This is a genomic window from Burkholderia sp. ABCPW 11, assembly GCF_001523445.1.
In the GTDB taxonomy this organism is placed as follows: Bacteria; Pseudomonadota; Gammaproteobacteria; order Burkholderiales; family Burkholderiaceae; genus Burkholderia.
On record NZ_LOVM01000049.1, the window covers coordinates 183,569 to 209,653 of the forward strand.

Genomic DNA, 26,085 nt, shown 5'->3' on the forward strand with positions numbered 1-26,085 from the left:
TCCCGACTCCCGACTCCCGACTCCCGACTCCCGACTCCCGACTCCCGACTCCCGACTCCCGACTCCCGACTCCCTTGCGTCTGGCCCCGTTTCCCCCGATCTTTCCCCCGTCGTTTCACCGTTCCCCCTCGCATTACGCCGCGGCCGTCCCGGTTGCGACCGCCGCTTCGCCCATGCACCGACCGGACCGTTTTCCGCCCCGCGTCGCATCGTTCCGCCCCGATCCGACAGCGTTTGCGGCGACTCGCCCGATTGCCCGAAATACCCCCCTTTCCCGGCTTTGCTCGACCGATCGGCGTTTGACGCCTCCATGAATAATCGGTGTCACTGGAAAGCGGCATTCCGCCGTACCCGACCGGAGGCCCCGTGGCAGACGAGAGCGATCTCGACAAGACCGAAGCCGCCACTCCCAGGCGCCGCGAGAAGGCGCGCGAGGAGGGGCAGGTCGCGCGTTCGCGCGAACTGGCTTCGTTCGCGCTGCTCGCGGCGGGATTCTACGGCGCATGGCTGCTCGCGGGTCCGTCGGGCGGGCACCTGCAGGCGATGCTGCGCGGCGCGTTCACCTTCGATCGCGCGACCGCGTTCGACACCAACCGGATGCTGTCGGCGGCCGGCAGCGCGAGCCTCGAAGGCTTCGCCGCGCTGCTGCCGCTGCTCGCGCTCACCGGCGTCGCCGCGCTGCTCGCGCCGATGGCGCTCGGCGGCTGGCTGATTTCGCCAAAGACGTTCGAGCTGAAGTTCGACCGCCTGAACCCGATCTCGGGCCTCGGCCGGATCTTCTCGATCCAGGGCCCGATCCAGCTCGGGATGTCGGTCGCGAAGACGCTCGTCGTCGGCGGGATCGGCGGCATCGCGATCTGGCGCAGCAAGGATGAACTGCTCGGTCTCGCGACGCAGCCGCTCGGCGCCGCGCTGCCCGATGCGCTGCATCTGGTCGCCGTGTGCTGCGGCACGACGGTCGCCGGGATGCTGGTGGTCGCCGGGCTCGACGTGCCTTACCAACTCTGGCAGTACAACAAGAAGTTGCGCATGACGAAGGAAGAAGTGAAGCGCGAGCATCGCGAGAACGAAGGCGATCCGCACGTGAAGGGGCGAATCCGCCAGCAGCAGCGCGCAATCGCGCGCCGCCGGATGATGGCGGCCGTGCCGAAGGCCGACGTGGTGGTCACGAACCCGACGCACTTCGCGGTCGCGCTGCAATACACGGACGGCGAGATGCGCGCGCCGAAGGTCGTCGCGAAGGGCGTGAACCTCGTCGCCGCGCGCATCCGCGAGCTCGCGGCCGAACACAACGTGCCGCTGCTCGAAGCGCCGCCGCTCGCGCGTGCGCTGTATCACAACGTCGAACTCGAGCGCGAGATCCCCGGTTCGCTGTACTCGGCGGTCGCCGAAGTGCTCGCGTGGGTGTACCAGCTCAAGCGCTTCCGTTCGGAAGGCGGCGCGTTCCCGGCGGTGCCGGTCGATCTCGACGTGCCGGCCGAACTCGACAAGGGCGCGTCGGTGTCCGCCGACGACGAGCGCGAAGAAGCCGAAGACACGCTCGGCAAGCAAGGGAGCGCAGCATGAGCACCCCGACCACCGGCCTGTTCGCGAAGCGCGCGAACCCGTTCGCGGGCACGAACCTGCGCGCGCTCGCGGGCCCGATCCTCATCTGCATGATCCTGGGGATGATGATCCTGCCGCTGCCGCCGCTGCTGCTGGATCTGCTGTTCACGTTCAACATCGCGCTGTCCGTGATGGTGCTGCTCGTCAGCATGTACACGATGAAGCCGCTCGACTTCGCGGCGTTCCCGAGCGTGCTGCTGTTCTCGACGCTCCTGCGCCTGTCGCTGAACGTCGCGTCGACGCGCGTCGTGCTGCTCGAAGGGCACACCGGGCCGGACGCGGCCGGCCAGGTGATCGAGGCGTTCGGCCACTTCCTCGTCGGCGGCAACTTCGCGGTCGGCATCGTCGTGTTCGTGATCCTGATGATCATCAACTTCATGGTGATCACGAAGGGCGCGGGGCGGATCGCCGAAGTGTCCGCGCGTTTCACGCTCGACGCGATGCCCGGCAAGCAGATGGCGATCGACGCCGACCTGAACGCGGGCCTCATCAACGAGGAACAGGCGCGCAAGCGGCGCCTCGCGGTATCGCAGGAAGCCGAGTTCTACGGGTCGATGGACGGCGCGTCGAAGTTCGTGCGCGGCGACGCGATCGCCGGCCTGATCATCATGGCGATCAACGTGATCGGCGGGCTGATCGTCGGGATGGTCCAGCACGACATGTCGTTCGCCGCGGCCGGCACCAACTACACGCTGCTGACGATCGGCGACGGCCTCGTCGCGCAGATCCCGTCGCTCGTGATCTCGACCGCGGCCGGCGTGATCGTGTCGCGCGTCGCGACCGACGAGGACATCGGCACGCAGATCACCGGCCAGTTGTTCACGAACCCGCGCGTGCTGAACATCACCGGCGCGATCATCGCGCTGATGGGGCTCATCCCCGGGATGCCGCACTTCGCGTTCCTCGCGCTCGGCGGCGGCGCGATCTGGCTGGCGCGCACGCAGACGAGGCGCGCGGCGGCCCGCAAGGCGGCCGGCGACGTGACCGACATCGCGCCGCCCGCCGTGCTGCCGGCCGACAGCCACGAAGCGACGTGGGACGACGTGCAGCTGATCGACCCGCTCGGTCTCGAAGTCGGCTACCGGCTGATTCCGCTCGTCGACAAGAACAGCGACGGCGAGCTGCTCAAGCGCATCAAGAGCATCCGCAAGAAATTCGCGCAGGAAATCGGCTTCCTGCCGCCGGTGATCCATATCCGCGACAACCTCGAACTGCGGCCGAACGCGTACCGGATCGCGCTGAAGGGCGTCGAGATCGGCGTCGGCGAAGTGTTCCCGGGCCAGTGGCTCGCGATCAACCCGGGCCAGGTGACGGCCGCGCTGCCGGGCGCCGTCACGCAGGATCCCGCGTTCGGGCTGCCGGCCGTGTGGATCGACGTCGCGCTGCGCGAGCAGGCGCAGGTGTACGGCTACACGGTGGTCGACGCGAGCACGGTCGTCGCGACGCACCTGAACCATCTCGTCGTCCAGCATGCGGCCGAGCTGCTCGGCCGCCAGGAAGTGCAGGCGCTCGTCGAGCGCACCGGCAAGGACGCGCCGTCGCTCGTCGAGGACCTCGTGCCGAAGACGATCTCGCTCACCACGCTGCAGAAGGTGCTGCAGAACCTGCTCGAGGAAGGCGTACCGATCCGCGACATGCGCACGATCCTCGAGGCCGTGTCCGAGCATGCGGGCCGCGGCGACGCGTACGAGATCACGGCCGCGGTGCGGCTCTCGCTCGGCCGCGCGATCACGCAGCAGTGGTATCCGGGCAACGGCGAAATGCAGGTGATGGGCCTCGACGCGAATCTGGAGCGCGTGCTGTCGCAGGCGCTCGCCACCGGCGCGAACCCGGGCCTCGAACCCGGCCTCGCGCACAACCTACTGACCGGCACGCAGCAGGCGATGCTGCGTCAACAGAATCTCGGGCTGCCGCCCGTGCTGCTCGTGCAGCACGCGCTGCGCGCGATGCTCGCGCGTTTCCTGCGCCGCAGCCTGCCGCAATTGAAAGTGCTGTCGTATGCCGAAGTGCCGGACACGCGCACGATCAAAGTCGTTAACGTCATCGGGGGTTCCGCTTGAACATTCGCAAATTCACCGGCGCAACGAGCCGCGACGCACTTCGTCTCGTGCGCGAGGCGCTCGGCGCCGACGCGGTCGTGCTGTCGAACCGCACGCTCGATGACGGCAGCGTCGAAATCGTTGCACTCGCCGATTCGGATCTCGCCGCGGTGGCGCCGCCGGCCGCGCGTCCGCGTCTCGCGACGTCGCGCCAGCCGGAATCCGTGCCGGCCGCCGCCGTGCCGGGCATCGTATCGCGCCCGGGCATGGCGCCGCGCCCGGCCGTCAATCCGTATGCGGCGGGCGCAGGCGGGCTGCCGGACGTGTTCTCGTCTGTGTTCGGCGCGAGCGCCGACGCGCAAGAGGCCGACGTGCACGCTTCGTCGATCGATGCCGACGAGCCGGCGGCAGCGTCTTCGATCGCGGCAGCGACGGCCGGTGCGCCCGCTGCCGGTACGCCCGTCGCCGGTACGTCGGCCGCCGGCGCGCCGGCCGCCACTTCCGAACCCGCGCCGTGGCTGGTCGAGCACGCGAAGCGCCTGACGCAGCAGCGCGACGCGCTGATGGCCCGCGCGCAGGCGCCGGCCGAGCCGCGGGCGGGCGCGCCCGCGCCGCAAGCCGCGGCCGGCGCGACGCCGCACGACTGGGCGCGCGACATCGTGCGCGACGCGGAACGCCGGATGCCGGCCGCCGGAGCGCCGGCCGCCGGATCGCCGGCCGCCACGAAGCGCGCCTCCGACATGGGCGCATACGCCGCCAAGGCGACGGAGCGCACGCGCCTGTCCGCGGACACGGCCGCCGCGGTAGCCGATGCGGTGAAGTCGCGCATCGAGCGGATCGTCAACGACACCGTGATGCAGGAGCTCGGCGAGCTGCGCGGGATGATGACGGAGCAGTTCGACAGCCTGATGTGGCACGACCGCCAGCGTCGCAGCGCCGTCCACGGCGCGCTGACGAAGCACCTGTTCGCGGCCGGCTTCTCCGCGCAGCTCGTGCGGATGCTGGTCGACAACCTGCCATCCGGCGACGGCGCACAGACTTTCGAGCAGGCCGCCGAATGGGCGCAGTCGGTGCTCGCGTCGAACCTGCCGGTGCTCGACAGCGAGGACGCGCTGATGGAGCGCGGCGGCGTGTTCGCGCTGATGGGGCCGACGGGCGTCGGCAAGACGACCACCACCGCAAAGCTGGCCGCGCGCTGCGTGATGCGCTTCGGCGCGAGCAAGGTCGCGCTGCTGACCACCGACAGCTACCGGATCGGCGGCCACGAGCAACTGCGCATCTTCGGCAAGATTCTCGGCGTGCCGGTTCACGCGGTGAAGGATGCGGGCGACCTCGCGCTCGCGCTGTCCGAGCTGCGCAACAAGCACATCGTGCTGATCGACACGATCGGCATGAGCCAGCGCGACCGCGCGGTGTCCGATCAGATCGCGATGCTGCACGGCGCGAACGCGCCGGTGCAGCGCCTGCTGCTGCTGAACGCGACGAGCCACGGCGACACGCTGAACGAAGTCGTGCAGGCGTACCGCAGCGCGGGCGAGCATCCCGACCTGGCCGGGCCTGACCTGGCCGGCTGCATTCTCACGAAGCTCGACGAGGCGACCCACCTCGGCGGCGTGCTCGACACGGTGATCCGCTACAAGCTGCCGGTCCACTACGTGTCGACCGGCCAGAAGGTGCCGGAGAACCTGTACGTCGCGTCGACCCGATTCCTGCTGAAGAGCGCGTTCTGTGTGCCGCGCGACGGCTCGCCCTTCGTGCCGCAAGACGAGGACATGCCGACGCTGCTTTCCGCACTGACCGCACGTTCCACCGCCGAGCTGCACGAGGTGCGATTTGGATAAACGGATCATCGACCAGGCAGAAGGGCTGCGGCGCCTGCTGGCCGGGCGCGCGTCGCGCATCGTCGCGGTGACGGGCGGCCCGGCGGGCGTCGGCTGCACGTCCACCGTGGTGAACCTCGCGGCGGCGCTCGCGTCGCTCGGCAAGGACGTGCTCGTCGTCGACGAGCGCGCCGACGTGCATTCGGCCAGCGCGACGCTCGCCGGCGCGTGGCTGCGCGACGGCGAACGCACGCGGGTGGCGGCCGGCTTCGGCCTGTGCGGCGCCGCGCGGCTCGCGCGCGCCGGCTACAGCGACGCGCAACTGAGCGACTTCATCGACGGCCCGGCCGACATCGTCCTCGTCGACGCGCAGCTCGGCGCCGACGGGTCGTTCTCGGCGCTCGCGCGCGAAGCACACGACGTGCTGGTCGTCACGCGGGTCGCCGCGCAGGCGATCACCGAGGCGTACGCGTGCATGAAGCGGCTGCATTTCGCACACGCGTTCGCGCAGTTCCGCGTGCTGACGAATCAGGTCGGCAGCCACGCGGACGCGAAGACGGCCTTCGACAACCTCGCGGGCGTCGCGAGCCGCTACCTGACCGTATCGATCGCCGACGCCGGCTGCGTGAGCGCCGATCCGCTCGTCGAGCACGCCCGCGAACTGATGCATGCGGTGGTCGACGCGTTCCCGTCGTCGGCTGCTGCGCGCGACTACCGGCAGATTGCCGCCGACCTGTTGTACTGGCCGATGCGCCCGCGTTCGGGCGCGGGCCGCGCGGTCCACGCCGGCGGCAAGCCGTCGTACGAGGCGGGCGCGGCACACGCCGCGTGAGCGCCACCCGAAGGAGGGAGCCATGATGTACAACGCTCAAGGAAAGATGTCCCAGGCCGACGTGCTCGCGCAATACGCGCCGCTCGTGCGCCGCCTCGGGCTGCAGCTCGTCGCGAAGATGCCGGCGAGCGTCGATCTCGACGACCTGATCCAGGCCGGCATGATCGGCCTGATGGATGCGGCCGGCCGCTACAAGGAAGACCAGGGCGCGCAATTCGAAACCTACGCGACGCAGCGCATCCGCGGCGCGATGCTCGACGAGCTGCGCAGCAACGACTGGCTGCCGCGCAGCCTGCGCAAGACGTCGCGCGAGGTCGAGCACGCGGTGCACCAGGTCGAGCAGCACCTCGGCCGCTCGGCGAGCGAAACCGAGATCGCGCAGCACCTGAACATGCCGCTCGACGAATACCAGGGGATGCTGCAGGACCTGCACGGCAGCCAGCTCATCTACTACGAGGATTTCGACCGCGCGGCCGACGACGAGCCGTTTCTCGACCGCTATCGCGTCGATCACGCCGATCCGCTGTCGGCGCTGCTCGACGAGCACCTGCGCGAGGCGCTGGTCGACGCGATCGAGCGGCTGCCGGAGCGCGAGAAGCTGCTGATGTCGCTGTACTACGAACGGGGTCTGAATCTGCGCGAGATCGGCGCGGTGCTCGAGGTGAGCGAATCGCGCGTGTGCCAGTTGCACAGCCAGGCCGTCGCGCGCCTGCGTGCGCGGCTGCGCGAACAGGCGTGGGTCGGCGCCGAATCCTGACCCTTTGGGGCGGCCGCGCGCGCCGACGCCGCGCGCCCGTGCCGCGGTTGCCCGGCGCTCGCGCATTTCGCGCGCCGATTTGCTACAATCCCCTCCGTTTTCCGAGGAGCGTTGCGACGGACCATCCAGCGTCCGCCAGGCTCGGAAGGCTTCACCAAGCAGCCGTGCAGCGATTTTTCCGCGCCGGCCCCGCTTCCTGAACGGCGCTCACGTCACCAATCTAGAAACTTTTTAGAAAGGAGGGCGTGATGAACGCCATTATCGATTCCAAGGCTTCCCACGATTACGTCGTCGCCGACATGGCGCTGGCCGGCTGGGGCCGCAAGGAACTGAACATCGCCGAGACCGAAATGCCGGGCCTCGTGCAGATCCGCGACGAATACAAGGCGCAGCAGCCGCTGAAGGGCGCGCGCATTGCCGGTTCGCTGCACATGACGATCCAGACGGGCGTGCTGATCGAGACGCTGAAGGCGCTCGGCGCGGACGTGCGCTGGGCATCGTGCAACATCTTCTCGACGCAGGACCACGCTGCTGCCGCGATCGTCGAAGCCGGCACGCCGGTGTTCGCGTTCAAGGGCGAATCGCTCGACGAATACTGGGAGTTCTCGCACCGCATCTTCGAATGGCCGAACGGCGAATTCGCGAACATGATCCTGGACGACGGCGGCGATGCCACGCTGCTGCTGATCCTCGGCTCGAAGGCCGAGAAGGACCGTTCGGTGATCGCGAAGCCGACCAACGAGGAAGAAGTCGCGCTGTACAAGTCGATCGCGGCGCACCTCGACGTCGACGCGAACTGGTACTCGAAGCGCCTCGCGCACATCAAGGGCGTGACCGAAGAGACCACGACCGGCGTGCATCGCCTGTACCAGATGGAAAAGGACGGCCGCCTGCCGTTCCCGGCGTTCAACGTGAACGATTCGGTCACCAAGTCGAAGTTCGACAACCTGTACGGCTGCCGCGAGTCGCTCGTCGACGGCATCAAGCGCGCGACCGACGTGATGATCGCGGGCAAGGTCGCGGTCGTCGCGGGCTACGGCGACGTGGGCAAGGGTTGCGCGCAATCGCTGCGCGGCCTGGGCGCGACCGTGTGGGTCACCGAAATCGATCCGATCTGCGCGCTGCAGGCGGCGATGGAAGGCTACCGCGTCGTGACGATGGAATACGCGGCCGACAAGGCCGACATCTTCGTGACGGCGACCGGCAACTACCACGTGATCAACCACGATCACATGAAGGCGATGCGTCACAACGCGATCGTCTGCAACATCGGCCACTTCGACTCGGAAATCGACGTCGCGTCGACGCGCCAGTACCAGTGGGAAAACATCAAGCCGCAGGTCGACCACATCATCTTCCCGGACGGCAAGCGGATCATCCTGCTGGCCGAAGGCCGCCTCGTGAACCTCGGCTGCGCGACCGGCCACCCGTCCTTCGTGATGTCGAACTCGTTCGCGAACCAGACGCTCGCGCAGATCGAACTGTTCACGCGCGGCGATCAATACGAGAACAAGGTGTACGTGCTGCCGAAGCACCTCGATGAAAAGGTCGCGCGCCTGCACCTCGCGCGCATCGGCGCGAACCTGTCGGTGCTGTCGGACGAGCAGGCTGCGTACATCGGCGTGCAGAAGGACGGCCCGTTCAAGCCGAACCACTACCGCTACTGATGCGCGTCCGCCGCCGTGCCGTGCGTACCCGCCGCGGGGCGCACGGCGCGGCGGCGCTCACCGATCGTACCGATCGACAACCGAACCGGAGCACTCCATGAGCGTCATCCTCACCTGGGTCATCAACGCGCTCGCGTTGCTGATCATCACGTACCTCGTGCCGTCGATCCACATCAAGAGCTTCGGCACCGCGCTGATCATCGCGGTCGTGCTCGGGCTGATCAACACGGTGATCCGGCCGGTGCTGATCCTGCTGACGCTGCCCGTCACGATCGTCACGCTCGGGGTGTTCATCCTCGTCGTGAACGCGCTGTGCTTCTGGTTCGCGTCGTCGCTGCTGAAGGGCTTCGAGGTGTCGGGGTTCTGGTCCGCGTTCTTCGGTTCGATCCTGTACAGCATCGTGTCGTGGCTGCTGTCCGCCCTGATCTTCGGCCAGCGCGACATCGGCTGAGGGCGGGCATGGGCCCAACCCCATCGAATCATGAAACCGATCGAACTCTCGTTTGAATTCTTCCCGCCGAAGACGGCGGACGGCGTCGAGAAGCTGCGCGCCACGCGCGCGCAGTTGCTGCCGCTGAAGCCGAAATTCGTCTCCGTGACGTTCGGCGCCGGCGGATCGACGCAGCAGGGCACGCTCGATACCGTGCTCGACATGCAGAAGGGCGGCCTCGAGGCCGCGCCGCACCTGTCGTGCATCGGCTCGTCGCGCGACAGCCTGCGCGCGATTCTCGACCAGTACCGCTCGCACGGCATCCGGCACATCGTCGCGCTGCGCGGCGACCTGCCGTCGGGGATGGGCGCGGTCGGCGAGCTGCGCTATGCGTCCGAGCTCGTCAGCTTCATCCGCGCCGAGCATGGCGACTGGTTCCACATCGAGGTCGCGGGCTACCCGGAGTACCACCCGCAATCGCGGTCGCCGAAGGCCGATCTCGAGAGCTTCGCGCGCAAGGTGAAAGCCGGCGCGAATTCCGCGATCACGCAGTATTTCTTCAACGCGGATGCGTATTTCCGCTTCGTCGACGATGCGCGCAAGCTGGGCGTGGACGTGCCGATCGTGCCGGGCATCATGCCGATCACGAACTTCTCGCAACTGATGCGCTTCTCCGAGATGTGCGGCGCCGAAGTGCCGCGCTGGGTCGCGCGCCGGCTCGAGAGCTTCGGCGACGATCGCGAGTCGATCCGTGCGTTCGGCGCGGACGTCGTCACGAGCCTGTGCCAGCGCCTGATCGACGCGGGCGTGCCGGGGCTGCACTTCTACACGCTGAACGCAGCGGCCGCGACGCGGACGATCTGCGAACGGCTCGCGGTGTAAGCGCCGTCACGCGGTTGCATGCGCAACGGCCCCGCCGGTTCGTGCCGGCGGGGCTTTTTTTATCGTGACGGGCGACGCGGGACGCGTGGCGCAAACGTGCGCGCGTCAGCGTTGTGCCTGCATCAGCGGCGGGCGGCGGTCGAACCACGGCCGTGCCTGTTCGAGCTGCCGCGCGAGCCGGAGCAGCAACGCGTCGTCGGCGTGGCGCGCGGCGAACTGCACGCCGATCGGCAGTCCGCGCGCATTCCAGTACAGCGGCACCGACATCGCCGGCTGGCCGGTCAGGTTGAACAGCTCGGTGCAGCCGGCCCACGCGAACGCCTTCTCCGACGACTTCGCGAGCATTTCCTTCAGCAGCGGTTTCACCGGCAGCGCGGCGAGAAGCTTCATCTGCGCGGATTCGAACGGCGTCGGCTGCAATTCGCCGATCTTCACCGGCGGCCCGGCGAGCGACGCGCACAGGATCGCGTCGTAGCGCGACACGAGGCCGGCGACCTGCACGGTGAGCTGGCGCTGCCATTCGAGCACGTCCGGCAGCCGCGTGCGCGCGAGGCGGCGGCCGACCACGGCCATCGCCCAGGTCGCGGCCTCGAATTCGCCGCGCCGCGGCGTGCGGCCGGTCAGTTCGCGCGCGCCGAGCACCATTTCCTCGGCGATCGTCGCCCACAGCGTCAGGAAGGTTTCGGCCGCGCGCGCGTAGTCGAGTTGCAGCGTCGCCGGCTCGACGTGATGGCCGAGCGATTCGAGCAGCGCGGCCGCATCGTCGAGCGCCGCGCGCGTGTCGTCGGCGAGCGCCGGCGCGAGCATCGGATCGACGACGAGGCCGATCCGCAGCGGGCCGGGCGGCGTATCGAGCGCGCCGAGGAAGGTGCCGGCCGCGCCGGGCGGCAGTGTCTGGCCGGTCGTCACGTCGAGCAGCAGCGCACTGTCGCGCACGCTGCGCGACACCGCATGCTGGACGACGAGTTCGCCGTTCGACGGCAGGTCGACGAGCACCGGGTTGCGGCTCGGCTTCAGGCCGAACAGCCCGCAGCACGACGCCGGAATGCGGATCGAGCCGCCGCCGTCGGACGCATGCGCGAGCGGCACGATGCCGGCCGCAACGGCCGCCGCCGCGCCGCCGCTCGAACCGCCGGGCGTGTGATCGAGGTTCCACGGGTTGCGGCACGCACCGAACAGTTCCGGTTCCGTGTACGGCATCTGGCCGATCTCGGATGTGTTGGTTTTGCCGAATACGTTGAGGCCGGCCGCGCGGCTGCGCGCGATCACCGGCGAATCGTCGGCCGGCACGAAGTAACGGTAGTGCCGGCTGCCCATCGACAGCGGCAGCCCGGCGACCGCCGCGCCGAGATCCTTGACGAGATACGGTACGCCCGCGAACGGCGCGTCGGCGCCCAGCGCGGGCGCTGCCGCCGCACGCTGGCGCGCGGCTTCGTAGTCCTGCAGCACGATCGCGTTGATCGCGCCGTTGACCGCTTCGGCCTGGCCGATCGCGGCGTCGAGCAGTTCGCGCGGGCTTGCGCGGCGCTCGCGCACGAGCGCGGCGAGGCCGATTGCATCATGCGCGAGATAGTCCGAGTGCATCGCGTCACCCCCGTTGTCACGCGTGGCGATGGTGCGAGCATAACGCGGGCCCGGCGTGGCGGGCCCGCGGTCGTGCCTTTTTTAAAGGTGCTCGGCGAGGAAGGTCAACGTGCGGCCGTGCGCGAGCGCCGCCGCGCGCTGGTTGTACGATGCGCGGTCCGAGCAGTTGAAGCCGTGCTCGGCGCCCGGGTACACGTGGAACGACGCATCGCCGTGGCCGGCGAACGCGGCCTTCACCTGGTCGACGGCGGTGAGCGGAATGCCGTGGTCGTTTTCCGCGTAGTGGAACAGGATCGGCTGCTTGACCTGGCCGGCGAGATCGAGCGCGTTGTGGATGCCGCCGCCGTAATAGGACACCGCCGCGTCGAGCTTGCCGGTCGCCGCCGCGCGGTACGCGAGCTGGCCGCCGAAGCAGTAGCCGATCGCGGCGAGCTTGCCGCCCACTTCGGGGCGCGCGCGCAACGCGTCGGCCGCCGCGCCGATGTCCGCGACCGCGAGACCTACGTCGGTCTTCTTCATCAGCTCGATGCCCTTGTCGCGATCCGCGCCGTCGTAGGTCAGCTCGACGCGCGGCTGCGTGCGCCAGAACACGTCCGGCGCGAGCGCGACGAAGCCGTCGGCCGCGTACTGGTCGGCGACCGAACGGATGTGCGCGTTCACGCCGAAGATTTCCTGGATGATGATGACGGCAGGGCCCTTGCCGCGCTTGGGCAGTGCAAGATAGCCGCCGAAGCTGTCGTTACCGGTCGGGATGTCGATCCATTGGGCAGTCACGTTTTGAACTCCTGGCGTACGGGGTGCGCGAGGCGCCCCGGGGAACAAGTAGAGGGCGGCCTAGTGTGCCACCGATCGTCCGGTGCTGCAGCGCGCGCGGCCGCTTCTCGCGCAGCGATCGTTTCGATCTCGATTATTCATTTTTCGGCGCCGCGCCGCTTCGATAGAGTCGATGTTGTCGGCCTTTACAAAGCGCTTTCGCGCATCGTCATCCAAGGATTCGCCATGTCTGCCCGCTCGTTTTCCACGCCCTTTTCCGAACGCTTCGGCCTGCGCCTGCCGCTCGTGCAGGCGCCGATGGTCGGCGCGACCACGACCGCGATGGTCGCGGCCGCGTCGAATGCCGGTGCGCTCGGCAGCCTCGGCGCCGGCGCGCTCGGGCCCGAACGTATCGAAGCCGAAGTCGCCGCGATCCGCGCGGCGACCGATCGCCCGTTCGCGATCAACCTGTTCGTGCTGCCCGATGAAGCCGCGCCCGACGCGGCGACCGTCGCGCGCGCGCTGGCCGCAATCGATCCGCTGAACGCAACGCTCGGCTTGCCGCCGGGCACGGCGCCTGCGCGCTACGCGCCGGATTTCCGCGCGCAGCTCGATGCGCTCGTTGCGCTGCGCGTGCCGGTCGCGAGCTTCACGTTCGGCGTGCTCGACGCGGCCGACGTCGCACGCCTGAAAGCCGCCGGCACGTATGTGATCGGCACCGCGACGCACGTGGCCGAAGGGCTCGCGTGGCAGGCGGCCGGCGCCGACGCGATCTCCGCGCAAGGCGCCGAGGCGGGCGGCCATCGCGGCACCTTCATCGGTTCCGCCGACGATGCGCTGATCGGCACGCTCGCGCTCGTGCCGCAGCTCGTCGACGCGACGGGCCTGCCCGTGCTCGCCGCGGGCGGGATCATGGACGGCCGCGGCATCGCGGCCGTGCTCGCGCTCGGCGCGCAGGGCGCGCAACTCGGCACCGCGTTCCTCACCTGCGCGGAAAGCGCGATCGCGGCGGACTGGAAGGCGCGGCTGCTCGCGAGCGCCGATACGTCGACGCAGGTCACGCGCGCGATCACCGGCCGTCATGCACGCGGGCTGCGCAACGCGTTGATGGCGCGGCTCGGCGAGCATGTCGCGGACGCCGCACCGTATCCGATCCAGAACGCGCTGACCCAGCCGTTGCGCCAGGCCGCCGCGCGCGCGAACGACGGCGACTACCTGTCGCTGTGGGCCGGGCAGGGCGCGCCGCTCGCGCGGCGGCGCGGCGATGCGCTGACGACGTCGCAACTGGTCGCCGCGCTCGACGCGGAATGGCGTGCGGCGGCCGCCTGAACGCTGCTTCATCCGCCAGAACGATCGATACCGGACGACGAAACGCGCGTGGTGTCACGCGCGTTTCATTCAACGATCGCGGGCACAAAATACCGAATCGAAATGCCCTCGCGAATGGGTCGAAACGACCTTTCGAAAGTATGTCGCGAATTAGCGGAAACCCTTATCCGTCGGGGCTTGCAGCGCTATTCGAGTCCTCCTTCCAAAGCGCACATATCGGTAGTGTTACCACTACCCCAAAAAAGTCCCACAAATTAATTTGATCACCTACACTTGCGCGCAAGTACGGGCGGGCGGCCGCTAAAAGCGGCGGTTTTCACGTGCTTGAGGCCAAGTGCATGAACGATGCAACCGGCGAATCGTCCAGTGATTGCAAACACGGGGATGGCAGCGGGGCACCGGGCGATGGCGTTTTTTGGGACCGAACTGGAGACTTACATGAATATCAAGATGCAAAAGCTGTTGCCGATCACCGCAGCGGCGATGCTGTGTGCTGCAGCTGCAAGCAACGCGTGCGCCGATCAAGTCGTCAAGATCGGCCACGTCGCGCCGTTGACGGGCGGCATTGCACACCTGGGCAAGGACAACGAAAACGGCGCGCGTCTCGCAGTCGAGGAGATCAACGCGAAGGGTCTCACGATCGGCGGCCAGAAGATCACGCTGCAACTCGACCCGCAGGATGACGCCGCCGACCCGCGGCAGGCGACGCAGGTTGCGCAGAAGCTCGTCGACGACAAGGTCGTCGCGGTGGTCGGCCACCTGAACTCGGGCACGTCGATCCCGGCCTCGAAGATCTACAGCGATGCGGGCATCGTGCAGATTTCGCCGTCGGCGACCAACCCGGTGTACACGCAGCAAGGTTTCAAGACCACGTACCGCGTGGTGGCGACCGATGCGCAGCAGGGCCCGGCACTGGCGAACTACGCGCACTCGAAGGGCATCAAGAGCGTGGCGGTGGTCGACGATTCGACCGCGTACGGCCAGGGTCTCGCGAACGAGTTCGAGAAGAAGGCGAAGGCGCTCGGCCTGAAGGTGATGTCGCATGACGCGACGAACGACAAGGCGGTCGACTTCCGCGCGATTCTGACCAAGATCAAGGGCGAGAACCCGGACGCGATCATGTACGGCGGCATGGACGCTACCGGCGGCCCGTTCGCGAAGCAGGCGAAGCAGCTCGGCCTGCGCGCGAAGATCTTCGCGGGCGACGGCGTGTGCACGGAGAAGCTGGCCGACCTGGCCGGCGACGCGACCGACAACGTCGTGTGCTCGGAAGCCGGTGCTTCGCTCGAGAAGATGCCCGGCGGCAGCGCGTTCAAGGCGAAGTACGAGAAGCGCTTCGGCCAGCCGATCCAGATCTACGCGCCGTTCACGTATGACGCCGTGTACATCATCGCCGACGCGATGAAGCGCGCGAACTCGGTTGACCCGGCTAAGATCCTCGCGGCGATGCCGGCGACGAAATACACGGGCGTGATCGGCACGACGACCTTCGATTCGAAGGGCGACCTGCAGCACGGCGTGATTTCGCTGTACAACTACAAGAGCGGCAAGAAGTCGCTGCTCGACGAAGTGAAGATGTAACGCGACCAGCGGTCAACAGCAGGGGTGAAAGCGCGCATGCGGCCACGCATGCGCGCTTTCTTTTTGGGCCGGCGTGCGCCGCCGCGCCGTCAGATTTTCAGGTGCGCGAGCACCCTGGGTGCGACGAGCGCGACGAGCGCCGCGCATAGTGCGACGACCGACAGGCCGATCGTCAGGTTCGCGGCCTGCGCGACCGCGCCGATCACGACCGGACCGAACAGCAGCCCGAAATACGCGAGCCCGGCCACGTGCGCGAGCCCTTCGGCCGCATGGATGCCTTTCACGCGCGCGGCGGCCGCGAACAGCACGGGCATCATGTTGGCCAGCCCGAGGCCCATCAGCGTGAAACCCGTCAGCACCGCGACCGGGTTCGGCAGCAGCAGCGCGCCGATCATCCCCGCGCACGCGAGCGACGCACTCGCGAACACGAGCTGCGGCGCGCCGAAGCGGGCGCGCACGGCGTCGCCCGCGAAGCGCGCGATGGCCATCCCGCCCGAGAACGCCGCGTACGCGGCGCTCGCGAGCGCGGGGCTCGCCGCGACGACGTCGCGCATGTAGACCGTCGCCCAGTCGTACATCGCCCCTTCGGCGACCAGCGCGATCAACGCGATGCCGCCGAGCATCCACAACGCGGGCGAGCGCCAGCGGTTGCCGCCGCCGTGCGCCTGTTCGTGATGCGGCACGTGCGGCAGCACGGCCGGGCTCGCGGCCACGAGCACCGCGGCGCACGCCGCCGCCGCGAGCGCGAGATGCGCGACCGGCGCCATGCCGGCCGACAGCAGCGCGCCGCCGGCCGCCGCGCCGGCCATCCCGCCGATGCTGAACATCCCGTGCAGCGACGACATGATCGGCTTGCCGAGTGCGATTTCGACCGCGCTGGCCTCGGCGTTCATCGCGACGTCGAGCGTCGCCATCGAGAAGCCGAACAGCGCGAGCACCGGAAGCAGCATCCAGTAGTCGGGCACGACGAGGATCAGCGCCGCACACGCGGACATCACGAGCCCGCCGGCGAGGCACGCGGTGCGCGAGCCGACGCGCGCGATCCAGCGCGCGATGGTCAGCATCGCGGCGATCGACCCGCCGGCGACCGCGAACAGCGCGATCGACAGCAGCCCGGGGCTCAGCGCGAACTTGTCGCGCACGGTCGGCACGTGCACACCCCACGACGCGTACATCATGCCGGCGACGAAGAACAGCGCCATCGACGCCGTGCGCGCACGCTGGCGGGCCGGCAGCGGCAGCACGCGATGCGCGTCGGGCGGCGCGGCGAACGGGGACGACGATTCGGGGGAGGAGGATTCGGACACGGGGAGGCTCGCCAGGAAAATGCGCGGGCGCACACGGCGCCCGTCGGATTTGTCCGATTCTATCGAACCGCTTACGTTCTTGCCGGGCGATGGCCGTTCGGTCGATGCTCGGGCGATCGGGCCATCTTGCGGCGGCGGCTCGGCGTCGCATCGGCCGTTCGGCCGATGCGCAACGTGCGGCGAGCGCGGGTAACATCGAAGCGATGCCCGCCGCGCCGCCTTTCGACCGCAGGAGTTCCGCTTGAACATCGATCCCGCCTTCGCCTTGCATCTGCTGCATCGCTGCGCGCTCGGCACGCTCGCCACCCATGCGCGCGAACCGCAGGGCTTCCCGTATCCGACGGTCGTGCCGTTTGCGCCCGATGCAAGCCATCGGCCCGTGATCCTGGTGAGCGGCCTGGCCGAGCATACGCGCAATCTCGCCGCCGATCCGCGTGCGGGTTTCCTCGTCGTCGATGCGAGCGGCGGCGAGGTCCTGAATGCCGAGCGCGCGACGCTGCTGGGCCGGTTCGTGCCGCTCGGCGACGATCCGCACGTCACCGCGCGTTACCTGCGCTACGAACCGGACGCCGCGCGCTATCTCGCGCTCGGCGATTTCGCGTTCTGGGCGCTCGAGATCGAGCGGCTGCGCTATATCGGCGGGTTCGGGCGGATGGGTTGGGTCGACGGCACGCATCTCGATGCGCTGCCGCCGCTCGCATTCGACGACGAACAGGCGCTGTGGCGTGCATACGAGACGAGCGACGCACGCCGCGACGGGCTCGACCTGCTCGGCGTCGATCGCCATGGCGCGGACTGGCGATGCGACGGGCGCCGCGTGCGCACGCCGTTCGAGTCGCCTTCGGCCGATGCCGGTGCGCTGCACGAGCGGCTGATCGCCTGCGCAAAGGATGTGACGTGACGTCACGGGTCAGGGATTTGTCCGTTTAGCAAACTGCGTCATGTGGTTTTTGCAAAACTGTCGTCCGATGAAAGCTTTGATTTTCTTGAATGCAGGGTAATTGCGTATGTTGATAGACCGAATAGTCGATCGCTAATGTCCTAATCTCTATGCAGGAGCGTAAAAATTTGAGAAAAGGCCGCGGCCGGTCAAAATGACATGTGCGAATACCAATTGGCCTCGGGATTTTCATGAATCTCGCTTCTATCAAATCTTTTTTGTGCTAATCTCTGCCTTCGAAAATCCGAGGCACATATATTTCATGAATGGTGAGCTGGCTGCAGACCGGCGCCATTGGTCAGATAGATAGAAAGGGAAACTATGTCTTCTTACAAGGACCTGCTGGCCCAGCGGGAGAAGCTGGAGAAGCAAATCGAAGAAGCGAAGTCGCGTGAATACGCTGAAGTGCTGAATGACGTGAAGCAGAAAATTGCCGACTACGGCTTTTCGCTCGCCGAACTCGGTCTCAGCCGCGCGAAGGCCGGCAAGGTCGGTCGTCCGCGCGCAGGCGTGGCGGCGAAATACCGTGACCCGGAAACGGGCGCAACGTGGTCGGGTCGTGGCAAGCCGCCGCGCTGGATCGCCGGCAAGAACCGCGATCAGTTTGCGATTTAAACGTTCGTTTAAGTTGCCTGCTCTTCAAGAGAGCCGCGTGTCCGTCGAGGAGCGCGGCTTTTTTGTTTTCCGGGCACCGGCAGGGTCCTCTGCGCCGTCATGAAAATGTAAGCGTGTGTCGCGTGAATGAAAATGCGACACGTTCGCATAAGCGATTGATTTAAATGAGAAATTTGTGGGTATTGGAAGGGCTCGCAGGGCGCCTTTGATAGAATTACGACTCGCACACCGATATCTCATATTTCATGTCCACGTTTTCCGGCGACGCGCAGAGCGCGGATAAGCACGCAGTTGCGCGCAAGAGCACGCTCGTCAGTATTGTGCTGAATGTCGTGCTTGCGACATTTCAGATCGTCGTTGGCGTGATTGCGCATTCGCAGGCATTGATTGCCGACGGTGTGCATTCGATTTCCGATTTGATCTCGGATTTTGTCGTGCTGGTTGCGAATCGGCATAGCGGCGCATCGCCGGATGCCGACCACAATTATGGCCATAGCCGCTACGAGACGGTCGCGTCGCTGTTTCTCGGTGCGATCCTGATTGCCGTCGGTATCGGCATGCTCTGGCGCGCCGGCGACCGTCTCGTTAATCTCGAAAACATTCCGGCCGTGCATTTTTCCGCGCTGATCGTTGCGCTGACGGTGCTCGTGTCGAAGGAAGCGTTGTTCCGCTACATGCTGCGCGAAGCGCGGCGCGTGCGCTCGGCGATGCTCGTCGCCAACGCGTGGCATGCGCGTTCGGATGCCGCGTCGTCGCTCGTCGTCGCGATCGGCATCGTCGGCAGCCTGGCCGGTGTACGGCTGCTCGACCCGATCGCGGCGGCGATCGTCGGCTTCATGGTCGCGCGCATGGGCTGGACGTTCGGCTATGACGCGTTGCAGGACCTCTCCGACCGCGCGCTCGATACGGCCGACACGGCCGAGATCCGCGCGCTGCTCGCCGCGACGCCCGGCGTGCGCGACGTGCACGACCTGCGCACGCGCAAGATGGGCGATGCCGCGCTCGTCGATGCGCACATCCTCGTCGATCCGAAGATCTCCGTCTCCGAAGGGCATTACATCGCCGAGACCGCGCGGGCGCGCGTGCTGTCCGACCCGCGCGTGCTGGACGCGCTGATCCACGTCGACCCCGAGAACGACGCGGCGCGCCGTCCGGCGCTCGCGCTGCCGCCGCGCGGCGAGCTCGCGGCCCGGCTCGAGGCCGCGCTCGCGCAGCGCGGGTTGCACGCGGCGGCGATCAATCTGCATTACCTGAGTACGGGGCTCGAGGTCGACGTGACGCTCGACAGCGACCCGCGAGACGCCGATGCGACGCTGGCCGGTCGGCTCGACGTCGAGACGCTGAAGCGCGAGTTCGGTGCGCGCCGGATCGGCTTCACGCGCACGCTGCCCGTGCAGACGTGACCGGCAGCCGGCAGCCGGCAGCCGCGAACGCGGCCGGCCGCAGGGGTGGGGCTGCGCGTTACAGCGGCAGTTGCGTGTCGAACTTGATTTCGCGCAGCACGACGCTCGTGCGCACCTGCGACACGGCCGGAATCTTGAAGATGCGTTCGTGCAGGAACACGTCGTAGGCTTTGATGTCCGGCGCGACGATCTTGAGGATGTAATCGGCTTCGCCGGTCGTGCTGTAGCACTCGGTGACTTCCGGGCAGGTCGCGATCTCGCGCTCGAACTGCTCGACGCCGCCTTCGTTGTGGCGCGTCAGGTGCACGTGCGCGAGCGCGCAGACGTGCAGGCCGAGCTTCTCGCGATCGAGCAGCGCCGTGTAGCGCTGGATCACGCCCGACTGTTCCATGTCCTTGATGCGGCGCCAGCACGGTGTGCTCGACAGCCCGACCTGGTCGGAGATTTCCTGAACGGAACGGCGCGCGTCGAGCTGCAACAGGCGAAGGATTTTTTGCGAAAAGGAATCGAGCGTCACCTGCGCCTCCATGCGGCAGCTACAACACGCTGAATGTTAGAGGGCCGGGAAAGGAAAGGCAATCTGGCGACGCGCTGTTGAGCGAGATTCGCTAATTTGCTCGCGGATCCGTGGGATTTTGTCCCGCCCCCGCGCTATCCGACCGATCGGTATCCGACACGGCCAGGCCCGCGAGCGCGGCCTGCTGACGGCGCAGGTCGGCGAGCATGTTGCAGAACAGCGCGCCTTGCTCGATCGCGTCGTCGAGCGCGACGTGCGTGTGCGGATGATCGTCGAACCAGTGCTTCGGAAAGCGCGGCTTGATCGCCTTGCGGTACGGCAGGCCCGTCATCGCGAACGCGAGCGTCTTGATGTCGAGCGCCGACCACGAGAACGGGCAGCGCCCCGCGAAACGCATCATGTACCAGAACATGAACGTGAAGTCGAAGCCGGCCGGCATCGCGACGAACACCGGCTTGCCGGGCAGCGCCTCGACCCATTCGACGTAGGCGACCAGCGCCGTCTCGGGCGTCTGCAGGTCGCGCCGGCATGCGGCCCACGCTTCGGGTTCGGTTTTCCACCAGGCTTCCTGCACCGGGTGCGCGTGCGCACCGGGCAGGGTCTCGAGGTTTGCCGAGAACGTCGCGATCAGTTGCTTGTCCTCGGTATAGGCGGCCGACGCGAAGCTCAGCATCGAGTGCGGGCCCGGAATCGGGCCGTCGGCTTCGACGTCGGTGCTGACGTAAATTTCCGGGATGGCGGTCTGATTCATCCGAATACCTTGTCGGACACGAACGGGTTCGTGCGGCGCTCGTCACCGAACGTCGACACCGGGCCATGACCGGGCACGAACGTGACGTCGTCGCCGAGCGGCCACAGCTTTTCCTTGATCGAACGGACGAGATCCTCGTGATTGCCGCGCGGGAAATCGGTCCGGCCGATCGAGCCCGCGAACAGCACGTCGCCGACGATCGCGACGCGATGCGCGCGGCTGAAGAACACGACGTGGCCGGGCGTGTGACCCGGGCAGTGATAGACCTCGAGCGTCTCGTCGCCGAACTGCACGGTGTCGCCGTCGTTCAGCCACCGGTCGGGCTCGAAGCTGTCGGCGGCCGGAAAGCCGAAGCGTTCGCTCTGCATCGGCAGCTTCTCGATCCAGAAGCGTTCGTCTTCCTGGGGCCCCTCGATCGGCACGCCGTAGCGCGTCGCGAGCGTCTTCGCGCCCGCACAGTGATCGATGTGCCCGTGCGTGAGCAGCACCTTCTCGACCTGCACGTTCTGCCGCGCGACTTCCTGTTCGATCCGGTCGAGATCGCCGCCCGGATCGACGACGGCGGCGCGGCCCGTCTTCTCGCAGACGAGCAGCGAGCAGTTCTGCTGGAATGGCGTGACCGGAATGAGCGTGACTTTCATGGAGGCACCGGCGGCTAAAAGGAGCGATTGTACCGGTCGCGCGCGCCGCCTGCCGTGCGTGCGATGCATGCCGCGGCGCGTGGATGAGGGCATTCCCGGAGCATGCCGATTGTTACAGCCATAGCGAGAATCAATGGTCCGCCGGGGGCGCTTTTCGAGACAAGGTTTTGATTTATGTATAATGCGCCCCATTGCGCGTGAATTTCACGCAATTCGCTGGTGTTTCGGCCCTGTTAAATAAGGCATCCGATTCACCGTCAAGCATCGGCCGCCGGGGGAATCCGGCGGTGTATCCAGCACCGAGCATTCGGTGCTCACGTCTTGTCCGGCCGGGTGCTGCGCGCCCGCCTGCGGCCCAGCTGCCGCGCCGCCGGATGAGGCCTGTGCCGCCGTTCCTGTGCGTTGGTCGTATCGACGCGCGCGAACGTGAAGCCATGTTCGATGGCGGCATGTGGGGTCTGGTCAGGCTGTTGGGGACAGGTTGCGCCAGACGTGAAAGCTAATCAGGACGGTTGCGGCCTAGACGAACGCCGCGCCCATGCTAGCCGCCTGCTCGCACTCGAGCGGGGCGTGCACGCATTTGCCGTCCGGGCCGCATCTCTGCGTTGTGAAGCAGCGTTGTATCGATGCGGCCCGAACCAGAAGGCGACACGTCGATGAATTTACGTTTTCCGAGCCGATTCGGAACCATTGCATTATTTTTTGCGCTGACGGGCTGTGCTGTGCCATCCAGCCAGACCACCGGCAGCGTGAGCCAGAAGAAGGCGGTCGACAGGACGGCCGCTGCCGCGAAGGCGGACGACGACAAGCAGCCGCTCAATTTCGATTCCGCGCTGGCGTCGATGCCGGCTGCCGACAGCAAGGACGCGAAGAAGTCGTCGCTGGCGGACGCCGAGCCGATCGACGGCAAGGACGTGTCCGATTTCCGCCAGACCGGCCGCGCATCGTGGTACGGGCGGGATTTCCACGGCCGGCGCACCGCGAACGGCGAGCGCTTCAACATGAACGCGTTCACCGCCGCGCACCGCACGCTGCCGCTGTCGTCGTACATCAAGGTGACGAACGCATCGACCGGCAAGTGGGTCGTCGTGAAGGTCAACGATCGCGGGCCGTTCAAGCGTGGCCGCGTGCTCGACCTGTCGTATGCGGCGGCCAAGGTGATCGGCCTCGTGCACGCCGGCACGGGCCGCGTGAAGATCGAAGGGCTGTCGCCGCAGGAAGCGCGCGAGGCGCGCGACGAAATGTTCGCGTCGATCTCGGCGAAGTAACGCGGCGGATCGTCCGCTCATGCACAAAGGGCTGCCTTCCGGCAGCCCTTTGTCGTTTCCGCGCGCCGGCGTCGCGCGTCAGCCTTCCTTCAGCGCGAGCGCACGCGCATACAGCGCGTTGCGCGATGCACCCGTGAGCGCGGCCGCGAGCTTGGCCGCGCTCTTCACCGGCACTTCTTCCAGCAGCAGCCTGAGCAGCGCGTCGTGCGCGGTGTCGTCGGCTTCGCCGCTTGCCGCCGGCGCGCCTTCGACGACCAGCACGAACTCGCCGCGCTGCCGGTTCGCATCGCCCGCGAGCCAGCTCTGTCCTTCGGCCAGGGTGCCCTGGAACAACTGCTCGTGTAGCTTGGTGAGCTCGCGCGCGATCAGCAGCCGGCGCGCGGGGCCGAACGCGTCGGCGAGCGCGGCGACGGTTTCGGCGATCCGGTGCGGCGCTTCGTAGAACACCAGCGCGTACGGGTGCGACGCCAGCGCCTGCAGTGCGGTCGCGCGCTGTTTCGCCTTCGGCGGCAGGAAGCCCGCGAACGTGAATGCGCCGGCCCAGTCGCCGGCCACGCTCAGCGCGGTCACGGCCGCGCTCGGGCCCGGCAGCGGAACCACCGTGAAGCCGGCGGCACGCACGGCGTCGACGAGTCGCGCGCCGGGGTCCGAAATGCCGGGCGTGCCGGCGTCCGACACGTAGGCCACGCGTTCGCCGCCACGCAGCAGTTCGATCACGCGCTGCGCGGCTTCGCGTTCGTTGTGCTCGTGCACGGCGACGAGCGGTTTCGAGATCCCGTAGCGGGCGAGCAGTTGGCCCGTATTGCGGGTGTCTTCGGCAGCGATGCGGTCGGCGAGGCCGAGCACGTGCAGCGCGCGCAGCGTGATGTCGGCCGTATTGCCGATCGGCGTGGCGACCACGTAGAGCACGGCGTCCGGGTAGTGCTGCGTAGGCGCGAGTTCGAGGAGGGCAGTCATGGCAGGCAAGGCACGCAATCGCGGCACGAGCGGAACAAGGACGGCATTGTGCCACGCGGCGCCGGCCCGGCCGGATGGCGCGCGCGGTCGGCCGCATTCGGGCGACAACTTTTCCGGCGCGGCGCGATCCAAACCGGTCGGCGCGGCGTTCGAGCAGCGCGCGCGGCAGTTTCTCGAGCGCCGCGGTCTCGGGTTCGTCGCCGCGAACGTGACGATGCGCGGCGGCGAGCTCGATCTCGTGATGCGCGAGCCCGACGGCATGCTCGTGTTCGTCGAAGTGCGCGCGCGGCGCAGCACCCGGCATGGCGGTGCGGCCGCGAGCGTCGGCTGGCGCAAGCGGCGGCGTCTGGTCGCGGCCGCGTTGCAGTTCTGGTCGCGGCACGGCGCCGGCGCCGCGTGCCGTTTCGACGTCGTTGCGTTCGAGGCCGGGCGGCTCGCGTGGTTGCGCGACGCATTTCGTACCGACGACGCGTAGCCGCGAGCTGTGACGAGATGTAAAGAGTTCTTGCCGGACCCCCGGAGAGGGCGCCGGAGTACGGTAAACTCGCCGCACCCACGATGTCGCGCGAGTTGTGCCGCGCGCCCAGTTCACCAGGAATCGATGTCAGTCGAACGTATTCAGCAACAATTCCGCGACAGCGCCGCGCTTCACGCCGAAGCGGCCGACACGCTGTCGCTGCCGATCGCAGCCGCGGTCGATGCGATGTTCGCCGCACTGGCGAACGGCAACAAGATCGTCGCATGCGGCGACGGCCCGTCGGCCGCCGCCGCGCAATACCTCGCCGCGTCGCTCGTCGGCGGTTTCGAGCGCGAGCGTCCGGGCTTGCCCGCGATCGCGCTGGCCACCGACGCGTCGCAGGCCGGCCTCGCGGGCGCCGCGGCCGTCGAGCAGTTGTTCGCGCAGCAGGTGCGCGTGCTGGGCCAGACGGGCGACATCCTGCTGGTGCTCGACGCGGGCGGCGCATCGCCGCGCGTGCTCGCGGCGATCGACGAGGCGCACGAGCGCGAGATGACCGTCGTCGCATTGACGGGCGGCAACGACCACACGGTCGTGGCCGCGCTGTCCGACACCGATATTCCGATCAGCGTGCCCGCCGTTCGCGCGGCGCGCATCCACGAAGTCCATCTGCTGACCATCCACTGCCTGTGCGACGGCATCGACGCGATGCTGCTGGGTGAGGATTGAACGAAGGAGAGCCGTCGATGAATCAAAGCCGCGTCAAACAGACGCTCGTCAGAACCACGCTGCTCGCCGCGCTGACGGCGGGCCTCGCCGTGTCGCTGCAGGGTTGTGTGCTCGGAGTCGTGGGCGCTGCGGCGGGCGGCGGCGCGCTGATCGCGACCGATCGCCGTACGCTCGGCGCGCAGACGGAGGATCGCGAGATCCAGGTCAAGTCGCTCACGCAGATCAACAACGGGCTGCCGGACCAGTCGCACGTGAACGTGACGGTGTTCAACCGTCGCGTGCTGCTGACGGGCGAAGTGCCGAACGATGCGTCGAAGCAGCGCGCCGAGGAAATCGTGCGCGGCATCAACAACGTGAACGGCATCGTCAACGAGCTGTCGGTCGAGCCGGCGTCGTCGCTGTCGTCGCGCGCGAACGACTCGTACCTCGAAGGGCGCGTGAAGTCGGAGCTGATCGCGACGAAGGGCATCTCGGCGAACTACTACAAGGTCGTCGCCGAACGCGGCAATCTTTACCTGATGGGTCTCGTGACGGTGGATGAAGGCAATCGCGGTGCGGAAGCCGCGAGCCAGGTGCCGGGCGTCGAGAAGGTCGTGAAGGTGTTCCAGTACGTGAAGCCGCAGGACGCGCAGGCGCTGCAGGACGCGTCGCCGGCGAGCGGCGCATCCGGCGCGCAGGCGGCTGCCGCACCGGCGGACAGCGCGACGGTCGGCGCGGTGCCCGACGCATCGGTGCAGTCCGCGCCGCTGCAGCCGCCCGCGCCGATCTCGAATTCGTCGAGCGTGCATCCGGGCAATCCGAAGGCGAAGGCGCAATGACGGGCATGCGGATGAAGCAGATGAAACGATGGATGGTGCAGGGCGCCGCGGCTGCGGCGCTCGCGGCCGGCACGCTGGGCGTCGCGCATGCGGACGTCGGCGACGGCCTGAAGGTGGCCCGCAGCAACGCGTGCATGGGCTGCCACGCGGTGGACCGCAAGCTCGTCGGCCCGTCGTTCAAGGATATCGCCGCGCGCTACAAGTCCGATCCGCAGGCCGTGGCCAAGCTGTCGAAGAAGGTGAAGGACGGCGGCTCGGGTGTGTGGGGCGCGATTCCGATGCCGGCGCATCCGCGCATGAGCGACGCAGACGCCCGGTCGGTGGTCGAATGGGTGTTGGCTGGAGCACCGTCGAAGTAACGCGTCGGGGTGACGTAACCCCTATTGCCAAGCGCGGAAATGCG

At 67.8% G+C, this 26,085-nt stretch carries 25 protein-coding genes and 1 riboswitch; of the genes, 18 read left to right on the top strand and 7 right to left on the bottom strand.

Going from position 1 to position 26,085, the window contains the following annotated elements:
- Positions 1 to 366: 366 nt before the first annotated feature.
- The 8 genes from flhB (at position 367) to metF (ending at position 10,032) form a co-directional block, all read left to right on the top strand.
- Positions 367 to 1,566: a flagellar biosynthesis protein FlhB gene (gene flhB, locus WS61_RS21715; RefSeq protein ID WP_059503295.1), complete on the top strand. Its 1,200-nt coding sequence runs from the start codon at positions 367 to 369 to the stop codon at positions 1,564 to 1,566.
- Positions 1,563 to 3,665 (top strand): flagellar biosynthesis protein FlhA, encoded by a 2,103-nt coding sequence (flhA, locus tag WS61_RS21720; protein ID WP_059503297.1) that lies wholly within the window; start codon positions 1,563 to 1,565, stop codon positions 3,663 to 3,665. Before flhB ends, flhA begins: the two co-directional genes overlap by 4 nt.
- Positions 3,662 to 5,485 (top strand): flagellar biosynthesis protein FlhF, encoded by a 1,824-nt coding sequence (flhF, locus tag WS61_RS21725; protein WP_059503299.1) that lies wholly within the window; start codon positions 3,662 to 3,664, stop codon positions 5,483 to 5,485. Before flhA ends, flhF begins: the two co-directional genes overlap by 4 nt.
- Positions 5,478 to 6,296 carry a flagellar biosynthesis protein FlhG gene (locus WS61_RS21730; RefSeq protein ID WP_027806797.1) on the top strand — a complete coding sequence of 273 codons (819 nt, stop codon included), beginning with the start codon at positions 5,478 to 5,480 and terminating at the stop codon, positions 6,294 to 6,296. Before flhF ends, WS61_RS21730 begins: the two co-directional genes overlap by 8 nt.
- 22 nt (positions 6,297 to 6,318) lie before the next feature.
- Positions 6,319 to 7,053, top strand: coding sequence for an RNA polymerase sigma factor FliA (locus WS61_RS21735; RefSeq protein ID WP_059503301.1), 735 nt, complete (start codon positions 6,319 to 6,321; stop codon positions 7,051 to 7,053).
- A 97-nt stretch (positions 7,054 to 7,150) separates the two neighbouring features.
- A riboswitch (S-adenosyl-L-homocysteine riboswitch) is annotated at positions 7,151 to 7,269 on the top strand.
- A 32-nt stretch (positions 7,270 to 7,301) separates the two neighbouring features.
- Positions 7,302 to 8,720 (top strand): adenosylhomocysteinase, encoded by a 1,419-nt coding sequence (gene ahcY / locus WS61_RS21740; RefSeq protein ID WP_059503304.1) that lies wholly within the window; start codon positions 7,302 to 7,304, stop codon positions 8,718 to 8,720.
- 97 nt (positions 8,721 to 8,817) lie between these two features.
- Positions 8,818 to 9,171 (top strand): phage holin family protein, encoded by a 354-nt coding sequence (locus WS61_RS21745; protein ID WP_006477367.1) that lies wholly within the window; start codon positions 8,818 to 8,820, stop codon positions 9,169 to 9,171.
- Positions 9,172 to 9,201: 30 nt separating this feature from the next.
- Positions 9,202 to 10,032: a methylenetetrahydrofolate reductase [NAD(P)H] gene (gene metF / locus WS61_RS21750; RefSeq protein WP_059503306.1), complete on the top strand. Its 831-nt coding sequence runs from the start codon at positions 9,202 to 9,204 to the stop codon at positions 10,030 to 10,032.
- Between the two features lie 105 nt (positions 10,033 to 10,137).
- On the opposite strand, the gene WS61_RS21755 is transcribed toward metF, so the two are convergent.
- Together WS61_RS21755 and WS61_RS21760 are read right to left on the bottom strand one after the other, a co-directional pair.
- Positions 10,138 to 11,616, bottom strand: a complete 1,479-nt coding sequence (locus tag WS61_RS21755; protein WP_059503308.1) for an amidase — start codon at positions 11,614 to 11,616, stop codon at positions 10,138 to 10,140.
- Positions 11,617 to 11,697: 81 nt separating this feature from the next.
- Positions 11,698 to 12,390, bottom strand: coding sequence for a dienelactone hydrolase family protein (locus WS61_RS21760; RefSeq protein ID WP_059503310.1), 693 nt, complete (start codon positions 12,388 to 12,390; stop codon positions 11,698 to 11,700).
- Between the two features lie 225 nt (positions 12,391 to 12,615).
- Between WS61_RS21760 and WS61_RS21765 the strand changes: the two genes are divergently transcribed.
- The gene (locus WS61_RS21765) at positions 12,616 to 13,698 is read left to right on the top strand and encodes a nitronate monooxygenase family protein (RefSeq protein ID WP_059503312.1); all 1,083 of its coding nucleotides are present in this window, start codon (positions 12,616 to 12,618) and stop codon (positions 13,696 to 13,698) included.
- Between the two features lie 438 nt (positions 13,699 to 14,136).
- The gene (locus WS61_RS21770) at positions 14,137 to 15,279 is read left to right on the top strand and encodes a branched-chain amino acid ABC transporter substrate-binding protein (RefSeq protein ID WP_059503402.1); all 1,143 of its coding nucleotides are present in this window, start codon (positions 14,137 to 14,139) and stop codon (positions 15,277 to 15,279) included.
- Positions 15,280 to 15,368: 89 nt separating this feature from the next.
- Here the strand turns inward: WS61_RS21770 and WS61_RS21775 are convergent, their stop codons facing one another.
- Positions 15,369 to 16,586, bottom strand: coding sequence for an MFS transporter (locus WS61_RS21775; protein WP_059503404.1), 1,218 nt, complete (start codon positions 16,584 to 16,586; stop codon positions 15,369 to 15,371).
- A 241-nt stretch (positions 16,587 to 16,827) separates the two neighbouring features.
- Between WS61_RS21775 and WS61_RS21780 the strand changes: the two genes are divergently transcribed.
- The 3 genes from WS61_RS21780 to WS61_RS21790 all read left to right on the top strand — a co-directional run bounded on the left by WS61_RS21780 (position 16,828) and on the right by WS61_RS21790 (position 19,544).
- Positions 16,828 to 17,487 carry a HugZ family protein gene (locus WS61_RS21780; RefSeq protein ID WP_059503314.1) on the top strand — a complete coding sequence of 220 codons (660 nt, stop codon included), beginning with the start codon at positions 16,828 to 16,830 and terminating at the stop codon, positions 17,485 to 17,487.
- Positions 17,488 to 17,847: 360 nt separating this feature from the next.
- Positions 17,848 to 18,141: an H-NS family nucleoid-associated regulatory protein gene (locus WS61_RS21785; RefSeq protein WP_034209561.1), complete on the top strand. Its 294-nt coding sequence runs from the start codon at positions 17,848 to 17,850 to the stop codon at positions 18,139 to 18,141.
- A gap of 245 nt (positions 18,142 to 18,386) precedes the next feature.
- The gene (locus WS61_RS21790; RefSeq protein ID WP_059503316.1) at positions 18,387 to 19,544 is read left to right on the top strand and encodes a cation diffusion facilitator family transporter; all 1,158 of its coding nucleotides are present in this window, start codon (positions 18,387 to 18,389) and stop codon (positions 19,542 to 19,544) included.
- A 58-nt stretch (positions 19,545 to 19,602) separates the two neighbouring features.
- Here WS61_RS21790 and WS61_RS21795 read toward each other — a convergent pair whose 3' ends face one another.
- From WS61_RS21795 to WS61_RS21805, 3 genes are all read right to left on the bottom strand, one after another.
- Positions 19,603 to 20,073: an Lrp/AsnC family transcriptional regulator gene (locus WS61_RS21795; protein WP_006477376.1), complete on the bottom strand. Its 471-nt coding sequence runs from the start codon at positions 20,071 to 20,073 to the stop codon at positions 19,603 to 19,605.
- Positions 20,074 to 20,152: 79 nt separating this feature from the next.
- Positions 20,153 to 20,812 carry a hypothetical protein gene (locus WS61_RS21800; RefSeq protein WP_059503317.1) on the bottom strand — a complete coding sequence of 220 codons (660 nt, stop codon included), beginning with the start codon at positions 20,810 to 20,812 and terminating at the stop codon, positions 20,153 to 20,155.
- Complete coding sequence (locus WS61_RS21805) at positions 20,809 to 21,453, bottom strand: MBL fold metallo-hydrolase (protein ID WP_059503319.1); 645 nt, start codon at positions 21,451 to 21,453, stop codon at positions 20,809 to 20,811. Before WS61_RS21805 ends, WS61_RS21800 begins: the two co-directional genes overlap by 4 nt.
- Positions 21,454 to 22,109: 656 nt before the next feature.
- Here WS61_RS21805 and WS61_RS21810 point away from each other — a divergent pair.
- Positions 22,110 to 22,721, top strand: a complete 612-nt coding sequence (locus tag WS61_RS21810; RefSeq protein WP_059503320.1) for a septal ring lytic transglycosylase RlpA family protein — start codon at positions 22,110 to 22,112, stop codon at positions 22,719 to 22,721.
- Between the two features lie 78 nt (positions 22,722 to 22,799).
- Here the strand turns inward: WS61_RS21810 and rsmI are convergent, their stop codons facing one another.
- Positions 22,800 to 23,678, bottom strand: a complete 879-nt coding sequence (gene rsmI / locus WS61_RS21815; RefSeq protein WP_059503322.1) for a 16S rRNA (cytidine(1402)-2'-O)-methyltransferase — start codon at positions 23,676 to 23,678, stop codon at positions 22,800 to 22,802.
- A gap of 46 nt (positions 23,679 to 23,724) precedes the next feature.
- Here rsmI and WS61_RS21820 point away from each other — a divergent pair, with 46 nt between their 5' ends.
- The 4 genes from WS61_RS21820 (at position 23,725) to WS61_RS21835 (ending at position 26,041) form a co-directional block, all read left to right on the top strand.
- Complete coding sequence (locus WS61_RS21820) at positions 23,725 to 24,153, top strand: YraN family protein (RefSeq protein ID WP_179949298.1); 429 nt, start codon at positions 23,725 to 23,727, stop codon at positions 24,151 to 24,153.
- 126 nt (positions 24,154 to 24,279) lie between these two features.
- The gene (locus WS61_RS21825) at positions 24,280 to 24,864 is read left to right on the top strand and encodes an SIS domain-containing protein (RefSeq protein WP_059503326.1); all 585 of its coding nucleotides are present in this window, start codon (positions 24,280 to 24,282) and stop codon (positions 24,862 to 24,864) included.
- Positions 24,865 to 24,881: 17 nt separating this feature from the next.
- Positions 24,882 to 25,682, top strand: a complete 801-nt coding sequence (locus WS61_RS21830; protein ID WP_059503406.1) for a BON domain-containing protein — start codon at positions 24,882 to 24,884, stop codon at positions 25,680 to 25,682.
- Positions 25,679 to 26,041, top strand: a complete 363-nt coding sequence (locus WS61_RS21835; protein ID WP_059503328.1) for a c-type cytochrome — start codon at positions 25,679 to 25,681, stop codon at positions 26,039 to 26,041. The genes WS61_RS21830 and WS61_RS21835 overlap by 4 nt, the downstream gene beginning before the upstream one ends.
- Positions 26,042 to 26,085 lie beyond the last annotated feature (44 nt).

Excerpts from the sequence above, each read along its gene's own strand:
- WS61_RS21735 (WP_059503301.1), top strand. The coding sequence starts at position 6,319 with ATGATGTACAACGCTCAAGGAAAGATGTCCCAGGCCGACGTGCTCGCG.
- metF (WP_059503306.1), top strand. The coding sequence starts at position 9,202 with ATGAAACCGATCGAACTCTCGTTTGAATTCTTCCCGCCGAAGACGGCG.
- WS61_RS21810 (WP_059503320.1), top strand. The coding sequence starts at position 22,110 with ATGAATTTACGTTTTCCGAGCCGATTCGGAACCATTGCATTATTTTTT.
- WS61_RS21825 (WP_059503326.1), top strand. The coding sequence starts at position 24,280 with ATGTCAGTCGAACGTATTCAGCAACAATTCCGCGACAGCGCCGCGCTT.
- WS61_RS21830 (WP_059503406.1), top strand. The coding sequence starts at position 24,882 with ATGAATCAAAGCCGCGTCAAACAGACGCTCGTCAGAACCACGCTGCTC.
- WS61_RS21790 (WP_059503316.1), top strand. The coding sequence starts at position 18,387 with ATGTCCACGTTTTCCGGCGACGCGCAGAGCGCGGATAAGCACGCAGTT.
- WS61_RS21785 (WP_034209561.1), top strand. The coding sequence starts at position 17,848 with ATGTCTTCTTACAAGGACCTGCTGGCCCAGCGGGAGAAGCTGGAGAAG.
- rsmI (WP_059503322.1), bottom strand. The coding sequence starts at position 23,678 with ATGACTGCCCTCCTCGAACTCGCGCCTACGCAGCACTACCCGGACGCC.
- ahcY (WP_059503304.1), top strand. The coding sequence starts at position 7,302 with ATGAACGCCATTATCGATTCCAAGGCTTCCCACGATTACGTCGTCGCC.
- WS61_RS21765 (WP_059503312.1), top strand. The coding sequence starts at position 12,616 with ATGTCTGCCCGCTCGTTTTCCACGCCCTTTTCCGAACGCTTCGGCCTG.
- WS61_RS21800 (WP_059503317.1), bottom strand. The coding sequence starts at position 20,812 with ATGAATCAGACCGCCATCCCGGAAATTTACGTCAGCACCGACGTCGAA.
- WS61_RS21745 (WP_006477367.1), top strand. The coding sequence starts at position 8,818 with ATGAGCGTCATCCTCACCTGGGTCATCAACGCGCTCGCGTTGCTGATC.
- WS61_RS21835 (WP_059503328.1), top strand. The coding sequence starts at position 25,679 with ATGACGGGCATGCGGATGAAGCAGATGAAACGATGGATGGTGCAGGGC.
- WS61_RS21770 (WP_059503402.1), top strand. The coding sequence starts at position 14,137 with ATGAATATCAAGATGCAAAAGCTGTTGCCGATCACCGCAGCGGCGATG.
- WS61_RS21795 (WP_006477376.1), bottom strand. The coding sequence starts at position 20,073 with ATGGAGGCGCAGGTGACGCTCGATTCCTTTTCGCAAAAAATCCTTCGC.
- flhA (WP_059503297.1), top strand. The coding sequence starts at position 1,563 with ATGAGCACCCCGACCACCGGCCTGTTCGCGAAGCGCGCGAACCCGTTC.
- WS61_RS21805 (WP_059503319.1), bottom strand. The coding sequence starts at position 21,453 with ATGAAAGTCACGCTCATTCCGGTCACGCCATTCCAGCAGAACTGCTCG.
- WS61_RS21755 (WP_059503308.1), bottom strand. The coding sequence starts at position 11,616 with ATGCACTCGGACTATCTCGCGCATGATGCAATCGGCCTCGCCGCGCTC.